Below are 22862 nucleotides of genomic sequence, written 5' to 3' on the forward strand. Positions count from 1 at the left end.
ATAAGTGGTTACACTTTGCATTAATCAGGGTAATCTTTTTTGATATAATTCTTTCCTGTAAAGGAGTGAATTATATTGAATACAGCAGTCATTAAAATAAATAATTTGGATCAGGCTTTAATGTTAAGCAGAGCCTATAAGGAAGGAAAAATTAAATTGAATGTTTCTAAACTTGCAAGAGAATTAAACTGTAGCCGAAAAACACTAAGCAGAAGGCTAAACGGTATCGCACCTAAAAAAACAAGAAACAGAAAAAGATATTTAGATGATTATAAAGATCTTATATACAAATATTTGTGTGATGAACAGAGAAATTTTGATTATATCGATCATATTTATTATTTTATGAAACGTGAACATGGTATCACCTGTACACGTTCGACATTTTTCAGATACATTAAGGATAACGAAGAGCTCAATAGTAAATTTAAAAATTACAGAACCGATTCTTTTATCGAACGTTTTGAAACCAATCCTGGTCAACAGGCTCAGTTCGATATGAAAGAAAAAGTTAAACTTACAGATAAAAATGGCACGCAGACAGTAGTATATATTCCTACTCTGACTTTATCATGGTCAAGATATAATTACAGGCAGGTAATATTAAAACCTACAACTGATAACCTGTTAATATTTTTAGCCCAGGCATTTGAAGAAATCGGTGGTGTTCCTAAAGAACTGGTCATTGACAATCTTAAAGCATTTGTAGAAAAGCCTCGTAAATCAGCTGATGATAAAGCTTTATTAAACAGTAAATTTGAAGAATTCTGTAAAGATTATGGAATAACACCTATGCCATGTATGCCATATAGACCTCAAACCAAAGGAAAAACTGAGACACAAAATAAAATAGTAGATCAGCTTAAAAATTATAACGGTTATTATAGCGGATTATCTGATATACATGACAAACTGGAAATAATCAATAACGAGGATAATGAACGTTCCTCACAGGCAACAAGGCTTCCTAGAAATTTTCTTTTAGAAAAAGAAAAAGGTGATCTGCTTCCGTTACCCAGCAAAGAAATCAGAAGCAGGTATCACCTTAAATTAAATGAAGTCTATGTTACAAATGAATCGCTATTCCAGTATAAATACAATAAATATTCCCTACCACAAGAATATATTGGAAAACGTGTCGGACTAGCGGTCCAAAACAAAGAACTTCTTATATATTATAACGGAAAAATTATTGAAAAACATCCTATTACTAATAATAAATTTAATATAAAAGAAGAACATGAACTTTATTATAAGAAAACAGATAAGCAGGCAGTTAAAGAAAGCAATCAAATAATATTAAAAGAACTGGAGAATATAATTTATGACAATGACTAATGATGTACTGGAACAATTGAATTATTTAAAACTGAAATCAGCATATTCATATTTAAATTCATTAGTAATGAATAATGAAATAGCTGAAGAAGAACTGCATGTAATGCATAAGATACTGAATAAGGAAGTGATAGCTAAAGAGGAGAATAACAGACTTTATAATGTAAAAGTAGCAGCATTTCCTTTTCTAAGAAAAGTTGATGATTATGATTTTAATTTTCAGCCAGGTATAAAAGAAGAAAAAATAAGATCCATTATTGAATCGGATTTTTATGAAAATGCTACAAATATCGTATTTGTAGGTAACCCTGGTACTGGAAAAACACATTTGGCAATAGCAATTGCATATACAGTAGCTATAAGAAGAAATAGTGTATATTTTATTAAATTTAATAAATTAATCAATATACTAAGACAGGCATATAATGAGGGGACATTAGAAAGAAAACTAAGACTCTTTTATAAGTATAAGCTGCTAGTCATTGATGAAGTTGGATTTAATGAAATAACACCACTGGAAGCTAAATTATTTTTTCAATTGATTGATTTAAGATATACTAAACGATCTACTATTTTTACAAGCAATATTTCATTTGATAAATGGCCACAGATATTAGGAAATGATGAAATGATAACTAAAGCCATATTAGACAGGATTCTTCATTATTCATATTTATTTAATATCACAGGTCCATCTTATCGAATCAAAGATAAATTAAATCCTAAAAAAACTGAGAACACTTAATTGCAACAAATTGGTCAAATTATCTTGACTTTTATATCACGTAAATCCAATCGTGAGGCACAACTCTTTTTTTGTTAAGGAAGGGTGGATGAGATGAAATCAGTAAGTAAAAATGAATTAGTAAAATTATTATCAATTTGTGGCCAAGTGGCTAAACACAAGAGTGAAAAACTGCAAGAACATGGAAAAGATGAAAGTTTAATTTTATCGGCTTTATCAAAAGAAAAGCAGGATCAACTAAAATCTTTATTAGAAAAACTACAAAAACAATGGTTAGAAGACCATAAAAAAACATCATCAAAAAATACAGACTAAATAAATGAAGTCTGTATTTTTTAAAAGAAACAATCAATTCCTTGATCGATAAATATTTGTTGATATTCTTTTAAATCTTCAGGATAAAGGGCTTTAATATTTTTTAAAGCATAATTACGATTTAAAAGTTCATATTTTTTTTCACCAAATTGATGAAAAGGTAATAATTGAGCTTTTTTAATTTTTATATTGGCTAAAAAACTAGCAATTTCTTTAGCGTCTTCATTACTGGCATTAAAATTAGGGATTACTGGGATTCTTGGTAATATAGAGATATTATTTTTTAAAGCCCAGATTAAATTAGTCTTGATCAAATCACAAGATACGCCAGTTCCAGCGATATGTTTTTGATTATTTACATGTTTGACATCGAATAATAATAAATCAAATAGTTTAGCTAGTTCTTGAAATGTTGCCGATTCAACATAACCAGTAGTTTCGATTGCAAGATGAAGATTATGTTCTTTTAGTTTTAAAACTAATTGTTTTAAAAAAGTTGGCTGACACATTGCTTCACCACCAGAAATGGTAATACCACCATTAGATTCTTCATAAAAAGCAACATCTTTTAGACATTCATCAACAATTTCATCGATATTTTTATATTCGCCTTCATTTGTCAAAGCACTATTTAAACAGTTATTAACACATTTTAGACATCCGATACATTTTTTATGATCGATAATAATTTTATCATTTACTAAACTAAGAGCCTTTACAGGACAGCTATTTAAGCAATTTAAACAATGAGTGCATTTAGTTCGATCATATAAAATTTGTATTTTATCTAATTGTGATTCCGGGTTAGAACACCATTTACATCTTAATGGACATCCTTTAAAAAAGACAGTCGTTCTAATTCCAGGACCATCGTGGATACTAAATTTTTGAATATTAAAAATGATTCCTTGGTTCATAATATTTGCTCCTTTAAAATTATCTTATCATAGGTTGTTATAAAAGTAAATAAATCAATTTCAAATGAAAGTAATTTTAATTATTTATGAAATATAATCTTGACTAAACGCTAATTAATGTTATGATGATATTGTAAATAAAACAATTATTAGTTTCAAACGAAACAACGGAGGAGATAATATGAAAAATGTTGAACATTTTGGCGATTTAACACCACGAATGAATAGTTTTAGAGAAGCAGTTTTAGACAAAAAACCATATATTGATGCAACTAGAGCATTGTTAGTAACTGAAGCTTATAAAAAGCATCAAAATCAACCAGCAGTAATGAAACGTGCATTAATGTTAAAAAATATTTTAGAAAAAATGCCTATTTATATTGAAGATGAAACTTTGATCGTTGGAAATCAAGCATCTTCTAATAAAGATGCGCCAATTTTTCCCGAATATACTATGAAATTCGTTATTGATGAACTTGATTTATTTGAAAAACGTGATGGGGATGTTTTCTATATAACAGAAGATACTAAAGAAGCATTAAGATCAATTGCACCATTTTGGGAAAATAATAATTTAAGAGCTAAAGGGGAAGCTTTATTACCAGATGAAGTTAGTGTATTTATGGAAACTGGTTTTTTTGGTATGGAAGGTAAATTAAATTCTGGTGATGCCCATTTAGCAGTAGACTATCAAAATGTTCTTGAAAATGGTTTGGTAAGCTATGAAAACAGGGTTTTAAAATTGAAAGCTGATTTAGATTTATGCAAACCAGAAAACATTGATAAGTATCATTTTTATAAAGCGGTTTTAATAGTCATTGAATCAGTTAAAACTTTTGCTGCTCGTTTTAGTGAACTAGCAAAAAAACAAGCCGAAAATGCTAGTGGTAAGCGAAAAGATGAATTATTAGAAATTAGCCGTATTTGCAAAAAAGTTCCTTATTTTAAAGCCGAAACTTTTAAAGAAGCCATTCAATCAGTATGGTTTATTCAATTAATATTACAAATTGAATCTAATGGACATTCTTTATCTTATGGTCGTTTTGATCAATATATGTATCCTTATTTGAAACATGATTTAGAAAATGGAATTTTAAGTGAAGACGATGTGGTTGAGTTATTGAATAATTTATGGATAAAAACTTTAACGATCAATAAAGTTCGTAGTCAGTCACATACTTTTTCAAGTGCTGGTAGTCCAATGTATCAAAATGTAACTATTGGTGGTCAAACTCGTGATAAAAAAGATGCAGTTAATAAATTATCATTTTTAGTTTTAAAATCAATTGCTCAAACTAGATTACCACAGCCTAATTTAACAGTAAGATATCATAAAAATATAAATCAGGAATTTTTAGATGAAGCAATCGAAGTTATGAAATTAGGAACTGGAATGCCGGCATTTAATAATGATGAAGTAATTATTCCTTCATTTATCGAAAAAGGTGTTAAAGAAGAAGATGCCTATGATTATTCAGCGATTGGCTGCGTTGAAACAGCAGTACCAGGTAAATGGGGTTATCGCTGTACTGGTATGAGTTATATGAATTTTCCAAGAATCTTATTAATTGCAATGAATAATGGCGTTGATATGACAAGTGGTAAACGATTTGTCGAAGAATGTGGTTATTTTACAGAAATGGATTCTTACGAAGATTTGATGAATGCCTGGGATAAAGTAGTACGGCAACTAACTAGAATGAGTGTTATTGTTGAAAATGCAATTGATTTAGCTTCAGAACGTGATGTCCCTGATGTTTTATGTTCAACATTAACAAATGATTGTATTGGTCGCGGAAAAACGATTAAAGAAGGTGGGGCTATCTATGACTATATTTCAGGTTTACAAGTAGGAATCGCTAATATGGCTGATAGTTTAGCGGCAATTAAAAAATTAGTCTTTGAAGAAAAGAAGATTACAAAACAGCAATTATGGGATGCTTTATTAGATAACTTTACAAGTGAAGAAAATCAAAAGATTCAAAAAATGTTAATCAATGAAGCTCCTAAATATGGTAATGATGATGATTATGTTGATCAATTAGTTGTTGAAGCTTATGATAGCTATATTGATGAAATGAAAAAATATCCAAATACTCGTTATGGACGCGGACCTATTGGCGGGATTCGTTATGCGGGAACTTCATCAATTTCTGCAAATGTTGGACAAGGATTTTCAACAATGGCGACTCCTGATGGTCGAAAAGCTCAGACACCGCTTGCTGAAGGTTGTTCACCAGCTCATAGTTGTGATAAAAGTGGACCTACAGCAGTATTTAAATCAGTTTCTAAATTACCAACCCATGAAATTACTGGAGGTGTTTTATTAAATCAAAAAGTAACACCACAAATGTTATCGAGTGATGAAAATAAACAAAAACTAGAAATGTTAATTAAAACGTTCTTTAATCGATTAGAAGGTTATCACGTTCAATATAATGTTGTTTCTAGAGAAACATTAATTGATGCACAAAAACATCCTGAAAAGCATAAAGACTTAATTGTTCGAGTTGCTGGTTATTCTGCATTTTTCAATGTATTGTCAAAAGCTACACAAGATGATATTATAGAGAGAACAGAACAAACGTTATAAATGAAAGGAGTTTAAGACGTGGAATTTATAATTGATACAGTAGATTTAAAAGAAATTGAAGAAGCAGTAGAGTATTTACCAATTTCAGGAGTTACTAGTAATCCTTCAATAGTAAAAGCAACTAGTCCTGAAAATTTCTTTGATCATATGCGTAAAATCAGAGAAATGATTGGAATGGAAAACAGTTTGCATATCCAGGTAACTGGTTTGGATTGTGAAACTATGGTTAAAGAAGCTAAACGAATTGTAAAGGAAATCGATGATTTAGTATATATTAAAGTACCTGTTTCATATGAAGGAATAAAAGCTATTAAAGAATTAAAAGCTCGTGGCATGAATGTAACGGCGACAGCTGTTTATGATTTAATGCAAGCTTATATGGCATTAGAAGCTGGAGCTGATTATATTGCTCCATATGTAAATCGTATCGGTAATCTAGGAAGTGATCCATTTGAATTGATCCATGAATTATCATCAAGAATTGAAGTAGATGGATATGATTGTAAAATATTAGCAGCCAGCTTTAAAGGGGTACAACAAGTAAGAGATGCTTTTAATAGTGGCTCACATGCAATAACAGCACCAGTAGCTGTATTAAATCAAATCTTCAAAAACCCAAACATTGAAAAAGCAGTAGCAGATTTTAATAATGACTGGTATGCAATGTATGGTGAGAATAAAGGAATTTGTGATTTATAATAATTAGCAGCACAACTAAGTGCTGCTTTTTTGTAATACAATAAAACCCCCAGCTAGGCTGGGGGTGTATAAAAGCTTTAGTGGAGTGATAATGAAAAACCTCCATGTTATAATATACTTGCGGCTACCAACTGCAAATAAAATAACACGGAGGAATGACAAATGAATAAACAATATTCAGATGACTTACATAGTTTATCACACACAAAATGGAGATGCAAATATCATGTAGTATTTGCACCAAAGTATAGAAGAAAAGCATTTTATGATGAAAGAAGAGTCGCAATAGGGGCGATATTAAGACAATTATGCGAATGGAAGGGAGTAAATATAATAGAAGCGGAAGTATGTATAGATCATGTACATATGCTGATAGAAATACCACCAAAATATAGTATTTCAGGATTTATGGGATTTCTAAAAGGGAAAAGTAGCCAAATCATATTTGAAAGATGGGCGAATGCAAGATATAAGTATAGACATCGAGAATTTTGGTGCCGAGGATATTATGTAGATACAGTGGGGAAAAATACAAAAAAAATTAAGGAGTATATCTCAAATCAGTTGAAAGAGGATCAAGAAGGGGAACAACTAACTCTGGATTTTGAAGACCCTTTTAAGGGTAAATAACGACAAGGTGCATGCGGTAGCCGTAAGGCATAAGGAATGTCTTCAGATATGCGCTTTGGGAGCAGGGCTATGCCCGCATAAGTAAAACCACCGGCTAGGCCGGTGGATATTTATTGAATGATAGGCAGCTGTAGATATATTACGTTAATAAGTATGTGGTATTTTCAATTTATAAAAGGTTATTTAAAGGAGAAAGATATGTGGCAATGTCCCAAGTGTAAAAGAGTATTTAAAAGAAAAAATCAGAGTCATTATTGTGGTGAAAAACCTACTACGATTGATGAATATATAGCTAGACAAGAAAAAGAAATTCAACCGCTATTAATTGAACTCAAAGACATTATTAATAAGGCAATACCAGAAGCAAAAGCAACGATTGCATGGGGAATGCCAACTTGGAAAAATAACGACAATATAATTCACTTTGCTGTTAATAAAAATGATATTAGTTTATATCCAGGCAAAGAAGCAGTTTTATTTTTTCATGATCATTTATCAGATTATAAAGTTCATAACGGTGTAATTAAAATTTTATTCACGCAACCTTTATCTGAAAAATTAATCACAAAAATAGCTAAGTGGTGTTATCTTCAAGATATTAATCAAGAATAATATTTTGCTATCATTAATTTTATAAAATAATAAATTTTGCTTAATTGCCGGCGTATAATTTATAGTGTAAAATATTTTTTAGGAAGTGATTACTAATGGAAAAATATGCAGTGATAACAGGGGCAAGTTCTGGTATTGGTAAGGAGTTTGCAAAATTATTAGCTAGGCAAGGTTATTATTTAGTATTGGTCGCTAGAAGGGTGGCTAGATTAGAGCAATTGGCAAAAGAATTAGATACTGATTGTTTGATAATTGAAGCGGATTTAAAGAATAAAAATGATTGTTATCAGTTGTTTGAGAAAGTTAAAGATTTAAATGTTGAAATTTTAATTAATAATGCTGGTTTTGGTATTAGTGGGAATTTCGATGAAATTGCTTTATTGAAAGAAATAGAGATGATCGAAGTTAACTGTGTAGCTTTACACATCTTAACAAAACTAATGTTGGAAAAAATGGAACATAATGATAATGGTTATATTTTAAATGTGGCTTCTTGTGCTGGATTAATGCCAGCAGGACCACATATGAGTACTTATTATGCCACTAAATCATATGTAACAAGTTTAACACAAGGAATTGCTCGAGAGTTAAAGGAAAAAAATAGTAATGTATATGTAGGCTGTTTATGTCCAGGACCTGTTGATACTGAGTTTAATGATGTAGCTCAAGTGAAGTTTGCTTTAAAGGGAATAAGAGCTGATTATTGTGCTAAGTATGCTTTGTCTAAAATGAAAAAGCGTAAAGTTGTTATTATTCCAACTATAAAAATGAAATTAGCGATGACTTCAGGCCGTTATTTACCTAATTATTTATATATTATAATTGCATCATTTCAACAAAAGAAAAAACAATAAAAAACATCTAGGTATTATCTAGATGCTTTTTGTCGTCAATTTTTAATCATTATGGCGATGACGTAAAAAGATATTAATGCCAATGACTTCGATAATAGACATAATTACAATTGCTACTGCTGGATTCATTTTAACCCCTCCATTTTTTACACCATTATCATAGCAGAAAATTATTAATAAAACATTTAATAAATTATTAAGAATTATTAATTTATCTCTAAAATAAGAAATACTTATAAATATCATTAGTAATAAAAATTGTAATATTGACAAAAAGTCATAATCTAAAAAGAATTAAAGAAAATATAGAAATATTTGATTTTAAATTGACTGATCAGGAAATGGAAGCAATAAGCAGTCTTGATAGGATCGATGGTAATACTTTTGATAATCGTGATCCCGAAGTAGTAAAAAGAATTTGTTTAAATCATTATCAGTATTAAAATGTAATGGTTTTATAACAGAAGTTTAATGTTATAGTTTTTTATCGCTTATTTTTAATAATTGATGTATCATAAAATTAACTAATTTTATAAAGGAAATTTTAAAATGAAAGATTTATATTATGTTTTAATGAAAAATAATTTAGGAAATGCCTCGACTTGTCGTAAACTGATAAAACAAGGTAAGATAACAGTTAATGGTGAAGTTATAAAAGATCATAAATATCCTGTTAAATTTAGTGACCAGATTATTTATCAACAAACTATTTTAAAAGCCCAGCCTTTTACTTATATTATGTTAAATAAGCCCAAAGGTTATATATGTGCTAATCGTGATCTAAAATATCCCTGTGTAATTGATTTGATAACTAATAAAGATTGTTATTGTTTAGGACGTTTAGACAAAGATACCACTGGTTTATTGATTTTAACCGATGATCATAGTTTATCAAAAAAGCTGCTTTTACCTAGTAATCATGTTATTAAAAAATATTTGGTGGAAACCCAAAAGAAAATTACTAATAATTTAAAGGAAGTATTTTTACAAGGAATTATTATTGATCATAATATCAAATGTTTACCTGCAGAATTTGAAATGATCGATGATTTTCATTGTTATTTATCGATTAGTGAGGGTAAATATCATCAAATAAAAAAGATGTTTAAAAGTCTAGATAATGAAGTTGTAAATTTAAAACGAATTGAATTTGGATCTTTAAAATTAGATGAACGATTGAAAGAGGGCGAGTTTCGAGATCTAACTAATCAAGAAATCTTAAGCTTATTATAAATTGTGATATAATAGAAAAAAGGAGGTATATTATGCTTGAATTTCGATATGATACCCAGTTATTAATAGAGGGTAAAAACCTTGATGAAGATGCTATCAATGAATATTTTACAAATAATTTTAAAGGGGATTGTTTATTGGCTGTAGGTGATGAAGATTTAATCAAAATTCATTTCCATACTAATGAGCCTTGGAAGGTATTAGAGTATTGTGCTTCTTTAGGAGAAATTTACGATATTGTTGTTGAAGATATGGATCGCCAATCAAGAGGATTAAAAGGTTAGACTAGGGTTAACAAATGTTAGCTCTTTTTTGATAAATAATATTAAAAATTTATAAAAAAGGAGGAAAAGGATTTGTTATTAGCTAGTGATTTTGATGGAACATTATTTTTTGAACATCAATTAGAAAATTATCGAAGAGATGATATTAAAGCAATTCAAAAATTCCAGTCTTTAGGACATAAATTTGGGGTCTGTACGGGTAGACCATTAATTGGGGTTACTGATTTTGCTTCACCTGATTTTAAATTTGATTTTTATATTGTAAATAGTGGGGCTATTGTTTTAGATCGGGATTTTAAACTAATTAGTAAAAAAGAGATAACTTTGACAACAGTTGAAAAAGTTATGGATAGTTATAATGATGTTGAAATGTTAATTGCTACTGAAAATGAAATTTATTTTGTAAATAGTAAGAATGATTTTTCATCAGATTTTATTATTAATCTAACTTCCAAAAAACAACTGTTAGACAAAACAATTATTAGTTTTTCTTTAATGTTCAAAACTGAAAAGGAAGCTTTTAGTGCTAAACAGGATTTACAACAATACGTAGATATTGAAATCTTTCAAAATAAAACAGCATTAGATGTTGTCGCTAAAGACTGTTCTAAAAAAAGTGGTCTTGAAGCAATTGCCAATTACTATCAGTTAGATAAAAACGATTTGGCTTGCATTGGAGATTCATATAACGATATTTCCATGCTTGAATTTGTTGATAATAGTTTTACATTTGATTATAGTCCTTTAGAAGTACAACAAGTAGCAAACAATGTTGTTAGTCATTTAGATCAATGTATTGAACAATTATTACAAAAGGATTAGGAGGTTATCATGAAAATAGAGGTTAAAGAATATACTTATGAAACCATGCCAGACTACATTTGTAATCTAGATAATATACCTGAAATAAAAATGACTGGAGAAGAAATTGGTGTTGATTATTTTCCAGATGTTGTCTATGATCGAAAAGATGGTGTTGATTTGCATTTACAACTGTTAGTACCTTCAATATTTAATCACCCTAATAAAAAGTTTCCTGGGGTAGTATTTATTCAAGGATCTGCTTGGAAAAAACAAAATATTTATCGTAATGTTGCCAATATTGGAGCATTGGCAAAAAGAGGCTATGTTTGTGCTATTGTTGAATATCGTCATAGTGGCATCGCTCATTTTCCAGCTCAGATCATTGATGGTAAAAATGCAATTCGTTATTTAAAAGCCCATCATGATCAATATCATTTAGATAGTGATAACATTATTGTCATGGGTGATTCTTCGGGAGGTCACACTAGTGCGATGATTGGGATGACTGCTAAAACAGATTTGTTTGATCAGCCAATTAATCAATATGATTGTTTTGTTAAAGGGATTATTGATTTATATGGTGCTGTTGATATTACAATGCCTGATGGTTTTCCTTCAACTTTAAATCATCAGCTTCCTGATAGTCCTGAAGGAATGTTAATGGGATATAATATTCGTGAAAATATTGAGGAAGCAAAGGTAGCTAATGTTAAAAGTTATGTTGATTTAGATTATCCAGCGATGCTTATTTTACATGGTACTAAAGATAAAACAGTATTTTGTAAACAAAGCGTGGAATTATATCAGGCGATAAAAAATGCCGGTAAAAGTGTTAAACTGTATTTAGTTCGTGGCAGTGATCATGGTGGGGCAGTTTTTTGGAAAGAAGAAGTAATTGATTTGTATGATGATTTTATAAAATCGTGTCTTTAAAACAGTAAGTAAAAACGATTCAATTAAATGAATCGTTTTTACTTGTTTGTTTCAATGTAATTTTCAACATTCTTTTCAACAATTGTAAATGGAGCACAACCACTAGTTAATAAAGCTTCGTGAAATTCAATATCATTAAATTTATTTCCTAGCTCTTCTTTAGCAGTAGTTTCTAAATTACTAAATTGAAGATAACCATAATAATAAGGAACAAAGATTGTCGGATTGTCTTTTAACTGATTGTATTGTAATTCTAGCGAATCATCATCATTAATGACAAAACCTAAATCTGCTAAGTTATCTTTAAATTCATCTAAATCCCAGCCCTCATAGTGAATACCAATATCACATAAAATCATTGCATAATAAGAATAAATGTTATTATATTTCATTAATTCTAAAATATCTGAATTAACTTGCTGAGATAAATATTTGTTACAATAATATTGCACATAAACAGCCCAGCCTTCTTGATATGATGGATTTGATGCTAAAACTTTACGATAATTATTATCAAGGTTTAAATAACTGTAATTAACCTGATACATATGACCAGGTAAACCTTCATGAGCAATAGTTTGAAAAGTATCAACAGCACTTATATCAATTTCATTATTATCAGAATTAACACGAATTTGATTTGCTGCTTTGCTATCTAATGCTGGTAAATTATAATAAGCAGCAACACTGTTATTAGCTAAAGAAGGATCGATTTGAGCTATTTGATAATCAATAGTTCCAATGTCTGGAAAATCTTCTTGTATTTCAGTTGATAAATCTTGCATCATTTCTTCGTAACTGTTGTAATTGGTTTTAATGGAACCAAAGTTATTTTGAACAACAGATGAGATACTTGGATTGGAAATTATTAAAGATTGCATTTCTTTTAAACAATCATCCATCGCATCTTCAAATTCTGATTGAATTTCTGTAACTGTTTTAGAACTTGCAGTAGCATTTTGTAATAATAACTGATAATATTCTTTACCATTTTCGATATTCGCTAGACCACCATCATTTATTTTAGATTTATCAAGTCCATTTACGGTATCAATGATATTTTGATAAGCTGTAATAAATGAGTCATTAAAGGTAGTAGAAAGCTGTTGTTTATAAGTATTTTTTTGATTTTCATCAAGATTCAAAGTATCAATTTTTTCATTTAAGGCTTGTAAGATAGGACTATTATCTTTAGCATCAACTATCCCTTGGCAATATTCAACAACATCATTAACATTGATAGAAAGGGTATCTTTTTCTTCTTGAACCTTTAAATAATCTAATAGACTTTGAATATATCGATCAGTATCATCAACTAATGTAATTAAATCCTTAACATCCTGTTCATTTCTTACTGTCCAATCGGTTAACATTGTTGGAATTTGACAATAAGCACCAGTTGCAGTTTCAAAAGCTGGAGCGATATAATCATATTTATCATCATTTGACTCTAGTGCTAATTCTAATGTGTTTTGATAAATATCGTAAGTTTCCTGTTGTTTTGCAGTTAATAGATCTCGGTCAAATTCAGCAAATCTTTCAGCAGTTTCTTCGGTTGTTTTTTTAGCTTCTTCAAGTTCTTCTTCGCTATAACCAGAACCAAAGCCAATTTCAACATTATTTAAGTCAATTCCAAAATCTTCAGGATTTTCAATAAATGAATGTAATGATGTATAATCACTTTCCATTGTATCAATAAATTCCTGTTCAATAAATTGATCAAATTTGGTTTGCATTTTATCAATGTCACCAGAATTTTGATTGTTGCAGCCGCTAATAGAAATCGTCAAAATTAGGGCTAATAAAATAGTGGTTAATTGTTTTATTTTATTCATAAAAAACTCCTTCCAATACAATATATTATAGCCATTTTAGAGTTATTAAACAATTTGTTCGTTAAAAGAAAGTTAGCAATATTTATTCAAACAATATTAACTATGACCTATAGGTTTAAATTTATAGTCTAAATCTGCATATATTAATATTTTGTATGTTTTAGTATTAACTAATAGGTGATACTATGTGAACTTTTTAAGAATTCTCAACTAGTGTTTTACTAGGTAAAATATAGCTGTAAATAGAAGGGAGAATGATTATGAAAAAAGAACAAGTATTAAAATATTCGTTATTGTCAGCATCTTTATTAGTTGGTAGTGCACCAGCAATCAATGCTAATATTCCAGCTATGGCAAGCGCTTTTGATACAATTCCATTAGCAATGATTGAAATGTTGACAACTGTACCATCATTATTTTTAATGATTTCAGTATTAATTAGTAGTTTTATCGCAAAAAAGATTGGTTATAAACAAACAGCTTCATTAGGGTTGTTAATTGTCGCTGTTTCAGGGATACTGCCAGTATTTGTTTCTAATTTTTATTTAATTTTAATTAGTCGAGCAATGCTTGGATTTGGGATTGGTTTATTCAATTCTTTAACAGTAGCTTTAGTAAATAGTTTTTATCAAGGGAAAGATCGAGCTAAAATGTATGGATTACAAAGTGCTTTTGAAGGTGCAGGTGGGATCTTTATAACATTTATTGCTGGTCAATTGTTAAAAATTGGTTGGCAGGCACCATTTTTAGCCTATGCTATAGCAATTCCGGTATGTATCGTTTTTATCAAGTTTATTCCTAAGGTAGCTACAGCAAATGATATTTCGGTTGATACAAATGTAATTGTAAAAGAAAATGGGTTTAAAAAAGATAATATAATGTTAATTAGTTTTATCGCATTGTTATTTGTAGCAGCATCTTTATATATGACAATGGGTATTAAAGTATCAACATTAATTACAACGGCTGGATATGGAAATGCTAGTGATGCTAGTTTAGTAATTATATTATTATCACTAGGAGCAATTACGGCTGGGACATTATTTAGTAAGATAATTAAAATCTTTAAGCAGCTAACACCAATTATTGGCTTATTAATTTTAGCATTAGCAATGTTTTTAATAGGAATTTCTAATTCAATGATAATTACATTTGCTGGTGGCTTTTTAACCGGATTTGGATTTAAAATTTTTATGCCATACTTAATCGATCGTATTAATAATTCACAAATAAAAAATACACCACTAGCAACTTCATTATTATTAGTAGGTTTTAATTTAGGTGCTTTTATTTCACCATATAGTAGTATTTTTATGCAAAATATCGCATTAAGTGATAGTCTTAATAGTTTATTTATAGTTTTAAGCGGTGGCTTTATTTGTTTAGCAGTTGTAATTTTAGTATTAAATAATATTTTTACTAATAAAGAAGTTAATTATGTTTCAATGGAGTTAGCTGATAATTAATATTTTAAATCTTAACTAGACAAAATTTTGTAGACAAGATAAAATTTAGATGACGAAATATGTTTAGAAAGGAAGTAAAATATAATGGCTAAAAAATTAGGTTTTGGATTAATGAGACTACCTTCTTTAGACCCTAATGATCCTTCAAAAATTGATCTTGAGGAAACTAAAAAAATGGTAGATACTTTTTTAGAAAGAGGATTTACGTATTTTGATACAGCTTGGATGTATTGTGGATTTAATAGTGAAAATGCAACTAAGGCAGCACTAGTAGATCGTCATCCTCGTGATAGCTTTACTTTAACAACTAAATTACATTCTAATTTTATTAAAACAAAAGAAGATCGTGATAAAGTCTTCAATGAACAATTAAAGAAAACTGGTGTAAGTTATTTTGATTATTATTTATTACATGATATCAATACTCATAGTATTGAAGTTTATAATAAATTAGATTGCTTTAATTGGATTATTGAAAAGAAAAAACAAGGTTTAGTTAAACATATTGGTTTTTCTTTCCATGATGGTCCTGAATTATTAGATCAAGTATTAACAGAACATCCAGAATTTGAATTAGTTCAATTACAAATCAATTATTTAGATTGGGATAGTGCTGGAGTCCAATCAAGAAAATGTTATGAAGTAGCGACTAAACATAATAAACCAGTTATTGTAATGGAACCTGTTAAAGGTGGAACATTAGCTCAAGTACCAGAAAAAGTGGAAACAATGTTTAAAGAATATCATCCTGATATGTCAGTTCCATCTTGGGCAATAAGATTTGCAGCTAGTTTAGATAATGTCATGATGGTTTTAAGTGGTATGTCAAACATGGAACAATTACTTGATAATACTAGCTATATGATGGATTTCAAAGCATTAAATGAAGAAGAATATCAATTAATTGATAAAGCAGTTGATGCAATTAATGCCAATATTGCAATTCCTTGTACTGGTTGTGCTTATTGTGTAGATGGTTGTCCAATGAAGATTGCAATTCCTAAGTATTTTTCATTGTATAATGCTGATTTACAAGAAGTTGAAGAAAAAGGCTGGACACCACAAGGTGAATATTACGACAACTTAACTAAAACATTTGGTAAAGCTAGTGATTGTATTGCTTGTGGTCAATGTGAACAAGTATGTCCACAACATTTATCAATTATTGAGTATTTACAAGATGTAGCTAAACATTTTGAATAAAATTATGAGGTTAAAGGATATTTAATGATATACTTTAACCTTTTTAATTTTAAGTAAATATTGTTATTTGTTAAGTATAAATTTATAATTTTAATAAAGAGGGATCTATAAATATAGGGGGTGAGTATATGAACGAAGATGAAGTTATAAAGGAATTAGGAATAACGCAAAAATCATTGCAAAAATATAAGGAAGCAGGGTTAATAAGACTGGTAAAAAATGAAGATAAGAGTTGTATATATAATCATGAAGATCTTAGATTATTAAGGATTATTATGCAATTACAGAATTATCATCTGTCAGTTCAAGAAATTCAATATATCTTAGAAAAACAGATGTCATTATCAGATTTTTGTAATGATAATGTTATTAAAGAAAGAGATATTGCTAAAATTGAAAAAAATATTTTAAGACGAAAAGCTGCTTTCGAGTTTCAAGTAGTAGAAGAACAAAATACGTATGAAAATTATATTTGTTTTAAAAATAATAATATTTTAATAAATGATCCATATGATATTAAAGAAAAAATAATAGAAATATCGTATGCAGATATTGTTGAATTAGAGTTTTCAATTTGTACAAGAGCATATTCTTGGCATTTAGATGTTGATGAGATTAATAGTTATGATAATCCACAAATAGGACTAACAAACGCTTATTATATTGATTTGGATCTTTATATAAAGGATAAAAAATTTGAATTTGAAAGTATTTCTTTAAAAAATATCTATTCGATCATCAAATTACTTAAAGAAAAAAATATAAATATTATTGATAAATTAGGATTAATAGATTTTTTTATTGAAAATAGAGATAAAGATAAGTTTTATGCTAATTTAAAAAATAAAGTACGACAATGGTCAAAAGAATTTGATATTGATAATCCTAGAAGTATTGAGGTTATTAATCAAAGCAAACAAATTAAACAGAAAATTATTAATGACAAAGAGCCAAAAAATGATAAAATCAAATTTACAAAAAAAGGGATTTTGATTCCTGAAAGAATAAGAATACCTGATTGGATGATAGTATTATATTTTCTGTTTATAGTAATGCTTTGTATTTGGGGATATTTAGAAAATTACGGATAATATAATTAAAATAATGATGATACTCAATAATTGAGTATCATCATAGTTTTATAGAAGATTAAATACGATGTTTCCAATATTCAAATACTGAAATTTCTGGAGCATCTTTATCCCAAGGCATTTCATGTCTTTCAAAATACCCAATAACTTCTCCTTGTTTGTTTCTTACAGGAACAAAAAATTCACGTTCACCGGTTTTTTTATTATAAGTTTCAAACATTTCGTCTTCACCATTATCAGCTCTTTTTAAAAATTCTTCAATTTTATGCTTAGAATTTTCATTGTGACAGTTAAATAAACTATTACCGATGACAACACGATTACCATATCGTTGTTTTGCGGTCTTATTCATATACTGAACGATATGATTACGATCAACAAAAACAATTTCATAAGCATAAGCATCCAAAATACTCTCTAATATTTCTTTTGTAATGTCCATATTTATATTACCTCACTATTTATTTTATATATTCTATCAAATTATTAGAAAATCGTAAATTATGGGACAGTATTATAATTAAAAAGTATTAGCAAAAAAGTAATTTTTTTAAAATAGAAGTGATAGAAGTTTTACTAGAATGTTAGTAAATACAAAATAAACTTAGTTTAAGTAAGTAAATATATACATATAATTAATTGTTTTTGTAGTAAAATTAAGATATCTAAATTACAATAATAGTAAGTGAATGTTAGTGGAGGGATTTCGATGAGTGTTATTGAAATAGATGGCTTAACGAAAGATTATGGTAATCAAAAAGGATTATTTGATGTTAGTTTTACAATCGAAAAGGGAGAAATATTAGGTTTTTTGGGTCCTAATGGCAGTGGAAAAACAACGTTAATTAGACATCTGATGGGTTTTATTAAACCAGATCAGGGAAGTGTATCAATTATGAATTTAGATTGCTTTGCTCAAAGTCCAAAGATACAAGAAATGGTAGGTTATTTACCTGGTGAAATTGCGTTTATGGATGAGATGCGGGGAATTGATTTTATTAAATTTATTGCTGAAATGAAAAAAATTAAAGATTTAACACGGGCTAAAGAGTTAATAGATTTTTTAGAATTGGATCCGACTAATAAAATTAAACGGATGTCTAAAGGGATGAAGCAAAAAATAGGATTGGTGATAGCTTTTATGCAAGATTGTCCAATTTTAATATTAGATGAACCAACTAGTGGTTTAGATCCGTTAATGCAAAATAAATTTGTTGAATTAATAAAACGTGCTAAGGCTGAAGGGAAAACAGTTTTAATGTCATCACACATATTTGAAGAAATTGAAAATACTTGTGATCGAGTAGTTATGATAAAAGATGGTAAGATTGTTGCCAGTAAAGAAATGGCGCTGTTAAAAAAAGATCGGCATAAATGCTATGAAATTAGTTTTAACAACTTAGAAGATGCGATTTCTTTTAATCAGCTTTTTCCAAATGGAAAGTTAAAAGACAAAACAGTTACTTTGATCATGCAAGGGCAAATCAATGATATTTTAAAAAGTTTAACACAGTATTCAATTGATGATATTAGTATTCGAGCGCAGTCTTTAGAAGAATTATTTTTACATTATTATGGTGGGGGTAATTAACAATGATACTACCTTTATTTAAAAAAGAAATAAAAGCTAATTATAAAATATTTATTATTTTTATTTTGATTATTAGTTTATATGCTGGAATAATTGTAGCTATGTATGATCCTGAATTAGGAAAAAGTTTGGAAATGATGGCTGAAAGTATGCCAGAGTTATTTGCGGCTTTTTCAATGACCAATGCTGGTTCGTCGTTGATAGAATTTGTTACTAACTATTTATTTGGATTTATTATGATTATTATTCCTTTTGTTTTTATGTTGATAATGATTAGTCGTTTAATTTGCAGATATATTGATAAAGGGTCTTTTGCTTATTTATTGGCAACCCCACGAAATCGAAGCCAAATAATATTGACACAGTTATTAACGGTGTTATTAGGGGTTTTATTATTAATTGTTTATGAAACGGTACTAGTAATTGTTTGTGGTAAAGTTATGTTTAATGAGTTAGTACCAATTAAGGAGTTCTTAGTTTTGAATTGTGGTCTTTTTGGATTGCATTGTTTTTTTAGCACTTTAGTATATTTAACAGCTTGTAGTTTTAATGAAACCAAATGGTCAATGGGACTAGGTGGTGGATTAGGAATGATTTTTATTTTAATACAAATGTTATCTCAAGTTAGTGATAAGTTTGATTTTTTAAAGTATTTAACACCATTAACTTTATTTGATACTAATGGATTGATTGAATTGGATTTACAGGCAATCATGTTTGCTGGGGTGTTATATTTATTAGCATTTGTTTTTATTATTGTAGCAGTAAATATATTTAAAAAACGCGATCTATCTTTATAATTTTAGACAAGAGATAAAAAAATATTGCTCTATGAACGAATTGTTGAAATATTTATGTTTTTTCTAATATTTTATTGACCTTAGAGCTAGTCTAAAGCTTATATTGGATTTAGAAAGAGAGGTATTTATCATGTTAGTTAAAGAAGTTCAAGAGCAATTGCATATAAGTAGTCATACATTACGTTATTATGAAAAAATGGGTTTAATAAAACCTGAACGTAATCAAAATGGTTATCGTAATTATGATGATAATGATATCCGGAAAATTAAAAAAATCATCTACTTAAGGGAGTTAGAAATACCAATTGAGGAAATAAAAGCTATCTTAAATAATGAAAAAGATTTTCAAAATGTTTTAGAAAGTCATTTGAAAAAATTAGATTATCAGATAAAATCATTAAAATATATTCAGGAAATATGCAACGATTTAAAAGAAAAAGATCTTCCTTTATTAGATGTAATAACTAATGAAAATACATTAATTAATGAAAATATTAATCAAACAGAATTAAAAACAGATATAAAAAAAATATTTGATTATTTTAAACCAATTAAAACAGTAGTATTAGGATACCGGGTTGATCCAAATAATTTTTTCTCAGCTTTTCCTTTGGTTTTATTTGCTTCATTTTTAGCTAGTTTAGGAATTGCAGTTGGATTGCCTAAGGCAATTGATTACTTAAATCAACAATTGGTAGCTAGTAATTTAGATCCATTACCAAATTTTGAAACTACGGTCATGACGGTTGTAGTTATAATGATTATTTCTTTAATAATATTTTCAATCTTGATTACGTTTCATTGTGGTAAACAAAAATATATTGAATTAACAGATAATCAATTGTCAATTTGTTCTTTGCAAACTCAAAGTCGGTTATCGATTTTAAAAGGAATGATACTTAAAGATTCAAAGCGATATAATCGCAATTATCAATATAGTGATCTTGATTATGTAAAGATAAATTTGATTTTTTCAACGACATCAGCTGCTCGTACTGGAATTTGGCGAACATATATTTTACAATTTGTTTTTCATTTTCAGGATGATTTTGAATTTATAACTGATTCTGGTCAATATTTCGGTGAGGATTTGAAATTGGCATATCAAATATTAAAACAAAAAGATGTAAAAATTATTAGTGATAATATTGTTGTTGAAGCTTTGAAACAAGATGGTAAACTGTATGATTTTTTTGAAGATCATTTTCATTTAAATTCTAAGAAGTGATATTGGTAAATCCAGTATCATTTTTTATTAATTTATAAGCAATCATTGATTTAAATATTATCAAATGAAAAGTGATAGTTCATTACAAACTATCACTTAACTATTTTTATTATTTACCTAAGCTTTTTAATAATTTTTCATCATCTTCAATATTACCTGTAATTTGGAAAGACTCATCAGTATATTGCATCATTTCAATACGATTTCCATCAGGGTCATGAATCCACATTTGCCAAGTATGAGAATTTCCGATTTTAGGTTCGATATCAATGTCAATACCTGCTGCAATTAATTCATCACGTGCTTTGAAAATATCATCAACAGTTAATGAAAAATGACTATATCCTAAATGCTGGTTATATTCAGGATGCTCTTTTTGACCATCAGCTTTTGGAAATAATTCGATAAATTGCCCATTGGCAATTTCAATATAAATTAAACAGATATCTAATGGTCTTTCTTTAGCAACTTTAGCCCATGGATGTCCTTCTTTATTTTTATAAGCTTCATAACGGACAATCATCTTAGCTTTTAAACCAAGTTTATTTTCATAAAAATCGCGCATTGCATCCATTTGATCAGTAAAGAAAGAAACGTGCATTATATTATTAAATTTCATAATAATAGCCTCCTATTTAATACTTTTTCTTATTTTTTCAATTGTTTCAATTAAATATTTTGAATCATTTAACGAATGAATCTCATTTTCATTTTTATTATTTTTAACATCATCAATTAGTGCTTGGATTTCCATTGTCATATCATCACCAGTGATAGGATAATGGCGATTAATTGTTGAATCATTAGTTTTAATAGTATAATCAATTATTCGATTATAATTTGGAATATAGATTTCACCATTAGTTCCTTTAATTAAAGCATAACGCTCTTTATTATAATCAATAGAACCTTCACCAATACCAATAATCCCATTTTTAAAATAAAGATGTGTTTTAAATTCTAATTCAATTTCATTTTCAATTTTCATCTTTGTTTCAATTTTATCAATTGAACTATCAACAAGACCTAAAATAAAACCAATTACATAACTTCCAACATCATTTAAAGCCCCGCCTTGTTTAGGATCAAAGAGATAAGAATCCTTTCTGCCATTCATTGCATCAAAACAAAAATTAGCTTCAATTGATTTGATTTCACCGATTAGTGATAAATCCTTTTTTAATGCTTGAAAACCATCATTAAATTTAGTTTTAAAGGCTTCTAGACAGTATCCATTATTACAATATACAGCATCTTTGATTTGATCGATATCTTGACTGTTTAAAACAATTGGTTTTTCAGATAGGACAGCTTTATGATTATTTAAAGCCTTGATAATCCATTCTAAATGATAATAATGTGGTAAAGCAATATAGACAGCATCAATATTTTCATCACTTAATAACATATCATAGTCATGATAAACTTTAACTTCGGGATGTTTTATTAAATACTCATCATCATTACTAATACTAAAAGAGCCAATAGCATAAATCGAACCGTCACTGGTATTTTCAATACTTTTAACAAATTTTCTAGCAATATTACCAAAACCAATAATACCAAATCTCATATTTAATCCTCCAATAAATAATAAAACCTAATTTAATTATAGTTCTATTTGATAAAAAAACAAAGTTATGATTTGTTAAAACAGGATAAATGCAAGATATTTAGTTATCTTGCATTTA

General features: G+C 28.4%; 25 protein-coding genes. 19 read left to right on the top strand and 6 right to left on the bottom strand.

Annotated features, from left to right (window positions below):
- The first annotated feature begins 75 nt into the window (after nucleotides 1-75).
- The 3 genes from istA (at nucleotide 76) to ABGT36_RS01225 (ending at nucleotide 2398) form a co-directional block, all read left to right on the top strand.
- Complete coding sequence (istA, locus tag ABGT36_RS01215; protein ID WP_346676425.1) at nucleotides 76-1338, top strand: IS21 family transposase; 1263 nt, start codon at nucleotides 76-78, stop codon at nucleotides 1336-1338.
- Entirely contained in the window at nucleotides 1325-2083 is a 759-nt protein-coding gene (gene istB, locus ABGT36_RS01220) for an IS21-like element helper ATPase IstB (protein ID WP_087285701.1), read from the top strand. The genes istA and istB overlap by 14 nt, the downstream gene beginning before the upstream one ends.
- 93 nt (nucleotides 2084-2176) lie before the next feature.
- Nucleotides 2177-2398: a hypothetical protein gene (locus ABGT36_RS01225; RefSeq protein WP_296882282.1), complete on the top strand. Its 222-nt coding sequence runs from the start codon at nucleotides 2177-2179 to the stop codon at nucleotides 2396-2398.
- Between the two features lie 20 nt (nucleotides 2399-2418).
- Here the strand turns inward: ABGT36_RS01225 and ABGT36_RS01230 are convergent, their stop codons facing one another.
- A complete protein-coding gene (locus ABGT36_RS01230) occupies nucleotides 2419-3315 on the bottom strand; it encodes a glycyl-radical enzyme activating protein (RefSeq protein WP_087373873.1) in 897 nt (298 codons plus the stop codon).
- 181 nt (nucleotides 3316-3496) lie between these two features.
- Between ABGT36_RS01230 and ABGT36_RS01235 the strand changes: the two genes are divergently transcribed.
- The 5 genes from ABGT36_RS01235 (at nucleotide 3497) to ABGT36_RS01255 (ending at nucleotide 8703) form a co-directional block, all read left to right on the top strand.
- The gene (locus tag ABGT36_RS01235; RefSeq protein WP_300630389.1) at nucleotides 3497-5908 is read left to right on the top strand and encodes a glycyl radical protein; all 2412 of its coding nucleotides are present in this window, start codon (nucleotides 3497-3499) and stop codon (nucleotides 5906-5908) included.
- Nucleotides 5909-5926: 18 nt separating this feature from the next.
- The gene (locus ABGT36_RS01240; RefSeq protein WP_346676426.1) at nucleotides 5927-6607 is read left to right on the top strand and encodes a fructose-6-phosphate aldolase; all 681 of its coding nucleotides are present in this window, start codon (nucleotides 5927-5929) and stop codon (nucleotides 6605-6607) included.
- 162 nt (nucleotides 6608-6769) lie between these two features.
- Entirely contained in the window at nucleotides 6770-7237 is a 468-nt protein-coding gene (gene tnpA, locus ABGT36_RS01245) for an IS200/IS605 family transposase (RefSeq protein WP_346676427.1), read from the top strand.
- Nucleotides 7238-7435: 198 nt separating this feature from the next.
- Nucleotides 7436-7849 carry an iron chaperone gene (locus ABGT36_RS01250; RefSeq protein ID WP_087298804.1) on the top strand — a complete coding sequence of 138 codons (414 nt, stop codon included), beginning with the start codon at nucleotides 7436-7438 and terminating at the stop codon, nucleotides 7847-7849.
- Between the two features lie 95 nt (nucleotides 7850-7944).
- The gene (locus ABGT36_RS01255; protein WP_300082811.1) at nucleotides 7945-8703 is read left to right on the top strand and encodes an SDR family oxidoreductase; all 759 of its coding nucleotides are present in this window, start codon (nucleotides 7945-7947) and stop codon (nucleotides 8701-8703) included.
- 42 nt (nucleotides 8704-8745) lie between these two features.
- Here the strand turns inward: ABGT36_RS01255 and ABGT36_RS01260 are convergent, their stop codons facing one another.
- Nucleotides 8746-8976 (bottom strand): hypothetical protein, encoded by a 231-nt coding sequence (locus ABGT36_RS01260; protein WP_308698293.1) that lies wholly within the window; start codon nucleotides 8974-8976, stop codon nucleotides 8746-8748.
- On the opposite strand from ABGT36_RS01260, the gene ABGT36_RS01265 reads away from it, so the two are divergent.
- From ABGT36_RS01265 to ABGT36_RS01285, 5 genes are all read left to right on the top strand, one after another.
- Nucleotides 8970-9146 (top strand): hypothetical protein, encoded by a 177-nt coding sequence (locus ABGT36_RS01265; RefSeq protein ID WP_346676428.1) that lies wholly within the window; start codon nucleotides 8970-8972, stop codon nucleotides 9144-9146. The two genes, ABGT36_RS01260 and ABGT36_RS01265, sit on opposite strands and share 7 nt — an antisense overlap.
- 106 nt (nucleotides 9147-9252) lie before the next feature.
- Nucleotides 9253-9936 (top strand): pseudouridine synthase, encoded by a 684-nt coding sequence (locus tag ABGT36_RS01270; protein ID WP_300630378.1) that lies wholly within the window; start codon nucleotides 9253-9255, stop codon nucleotides 9934-9936.
- Nucleotides 9937-9968: 32 nt separating this feature from the next.
- On the top strand, nucleotides 9969-10220 hold the full coding sequence (locus ABGT36_RS01275; protein ID WP_087373552.1) for a kinase to dihydroxyacetone kinase: 252 nt from the start codon (nucleotides 9969-9971) through the stop codon (nucleotides 10218-10220).
- Between the two features lie 72 nt (nucleotides 10221-10292).
- The gene (locus ABGT36_RS01280; RefSeq protein WP_300082805.1) at nucleotides 10293-11042 is read left to right on the top strand and encodes an HAD-IIB family hydrolase; all 750 of its coding nucleotides are present in this window, start codon (nucleotides 10293-10295) and stop codon (nucleotides 11040-11042) included.
- A 9-nt stretch (nucleotides 11043-11051) separates the two neighbouring features.
- On the top strand, nucleotides 11052-11957 hold the full coding sequence (locus tag ABGT36_RS01285) for an alpha/beta hydrolase (RefSeq protein ID WP_346676429.1): 906 nt from the start codon (nucleotides 11052-11054) through the stop codon (nucleotides 11955-11957).
- Nucleotides 11958-11995: 38 nt separating this feature from the next.
- Here the strand turns inward: ABGT36_RS01285 and ABGT36_RS01290 are convergent, their stop codons facing one another.
- Nucleotides 11996-13792, bottom strand: a complete 1797-nt coding sequence (locus ABGT36_RS01290; RefSeq protein ID WP_346676430.1) for a DUF885 domain-containing protein — start codon at nucleotides 13790-13792, stop codon at nucleotides 11996-11998.
- 260 nt (nucleotides 13793-14052) lie between these two features.
- On the opposite strand from ABGT36_RS01290, the gene ABGT36_RS01295 reads away from it, so the two are divergent.
- The 3 genes from ABGT36_RS01295 to ABGT36_RS01305 all read left to right on the top strand — a co-directional run bounded on the left by ABGT36_RS01295 (nucleotide 14053) and on the right by ABGT36_RS01305 (nucleotide 17552).
- A complete protein-coding gene (locus tag ABGT36_RS01295; RefSeq protein WP_346676431.1) occupies nucleotides 14053-15258 on the top strand; it encodes an MFS transporter in 1206 nt (401 codons plus the stop codon).
- A gap of 81 nt (nucleotides 15259-15339) precedes the next feature.
- Nucleotides 15340-16461 carry an aldo/keto reductase gene (locus ABGT36_RS01300; protein ID WP_346678613.1) on the top strand — a complete coding sequence of 374 codons (1122 nt, stop codon included), beginning with the start codon at nucleotides 15340-15342 and terminating at the stop codon, nucleotides 16459-16461.
- A gap of 128 nt (nucleotides 16462-16589) precedes the next feature.
- The gene (locus tag ABGT36_RS01305) at nucleotides 16590-17552 is read left to right on the top strand and encodes a MerR family transcriptional regulator (RefSeq protein WP_346676432.1); all 963 of its coding nucleotides are present in this window, start codon (nucleotides 16590-16592) and stop codon (nucleotides 17550-17552) included.
- 58 nt (nucleotides 17553-17610) lie between these two features.
- Here ABGT36_RS01305 and ABGT36_RS01310 read toward each other — a convergent pair whose 3' ends face one another.
- Complete coding sequence (locus ABGT36_RS01310) at nucleotides 17611-17994, bottom strand: PAS domain-containing protein (protein ID WP_087298818.1); 384 nt, start codon at nucleotides 17992-17994, stop codon at nucleotides 17611-17613.
- A gap of 267 nt (nucleotides 17995-18261) precedes the next feature.
- On the opposite strand from ABGT36_RS01310, the gene ABGT36_RS01315 reads away from it, so the two are divergent.
- The 3 genes from ABGT36_RS01315 to ABGT36_RS01325 all read left to right on the top strand — a co-directional run bounded on the left by ABGT36_RS01315 (nucleotide 18262) and on the right by ABGT36_RS01325 (nucleotide 21171).
- Complete coding sequence (locus ABGT36_RS01315) at nucleotides 18262-19143, top strand: ABC transporter ATP-binding protein (protein WP_300081335.1); 882 nt, start codon at nucleotides 18262-18264, stop codon at nucleotides 19141-19143.
- 2 nt (nucleotides 19144-19145) lie between these two features.
- A complete protein-coding gene (locus ABGT36_RS01320; protein WP_087373536.1) occupies nucleotides 19146-19943 on the top strand; it encodes an ABC transporter permease subunit in 798 nt (265 codons plus the stop codon).
- 130 nt (nucleotides 19944-20073) lie between these two features.
- The gene (locus ABGT36_RS01325) at nucleotides 20074-21171 is read left to right on the top strand and encodes a MerR family transcriptional regulator (protein ID WP_300081338.1); all 1098 of its coding nucleotides are present in this window, start codon (nucleotides 20074-20076) and stop codon (nucleotides 21169-21171) included.
- A gap of 109 nt (nucleotides 21172-21280) precedes the next feature.
- On the opposite strand, the gene ABGT36_RS01330 is transcribed toward ABGT36_RS01325, so the two are convergent.
- Both ABGT36_RS01330 and ABGT36_RS01335 read right to left on the bottom strand, forming a co-directional pair.
- Nucleotides 21281-21790, bottom strand: coding sequence for a VOC family protein (locus ABGT36_RS01330; protein ID WP_296882684.1), 510 nt, complete (start codon nucleotides 21788-21790; stop codon nucleotides 21281-21283).
- A 12-nt stretch (nucleotides 21791-21802) separates the two neighbouring features.
- Nucleotides 21803-22744 (bottom strand): Gfo/Idh/MocA family protein, encoded by a 942-nt coding sequence (locus ABGT36_RS01335; protein WP_296882682.1) that lies wholly within the window; start codon nucleotides 22742-22744, stop codon nucleotides 21803-21805.
- Nucleotides 22745-22862 lie beyond the last annotated feature (118 nt).

Source organism: Erysipelatoclostridium sp. An173 (genome assembly GCF_963931465.1).
GTDB lineage: Bacteria > Bacillota_I > Bacilli_A > Erysipelotrichales > Coprobacillaceae > Thomasclavelia > Thomasclavelia merdavium.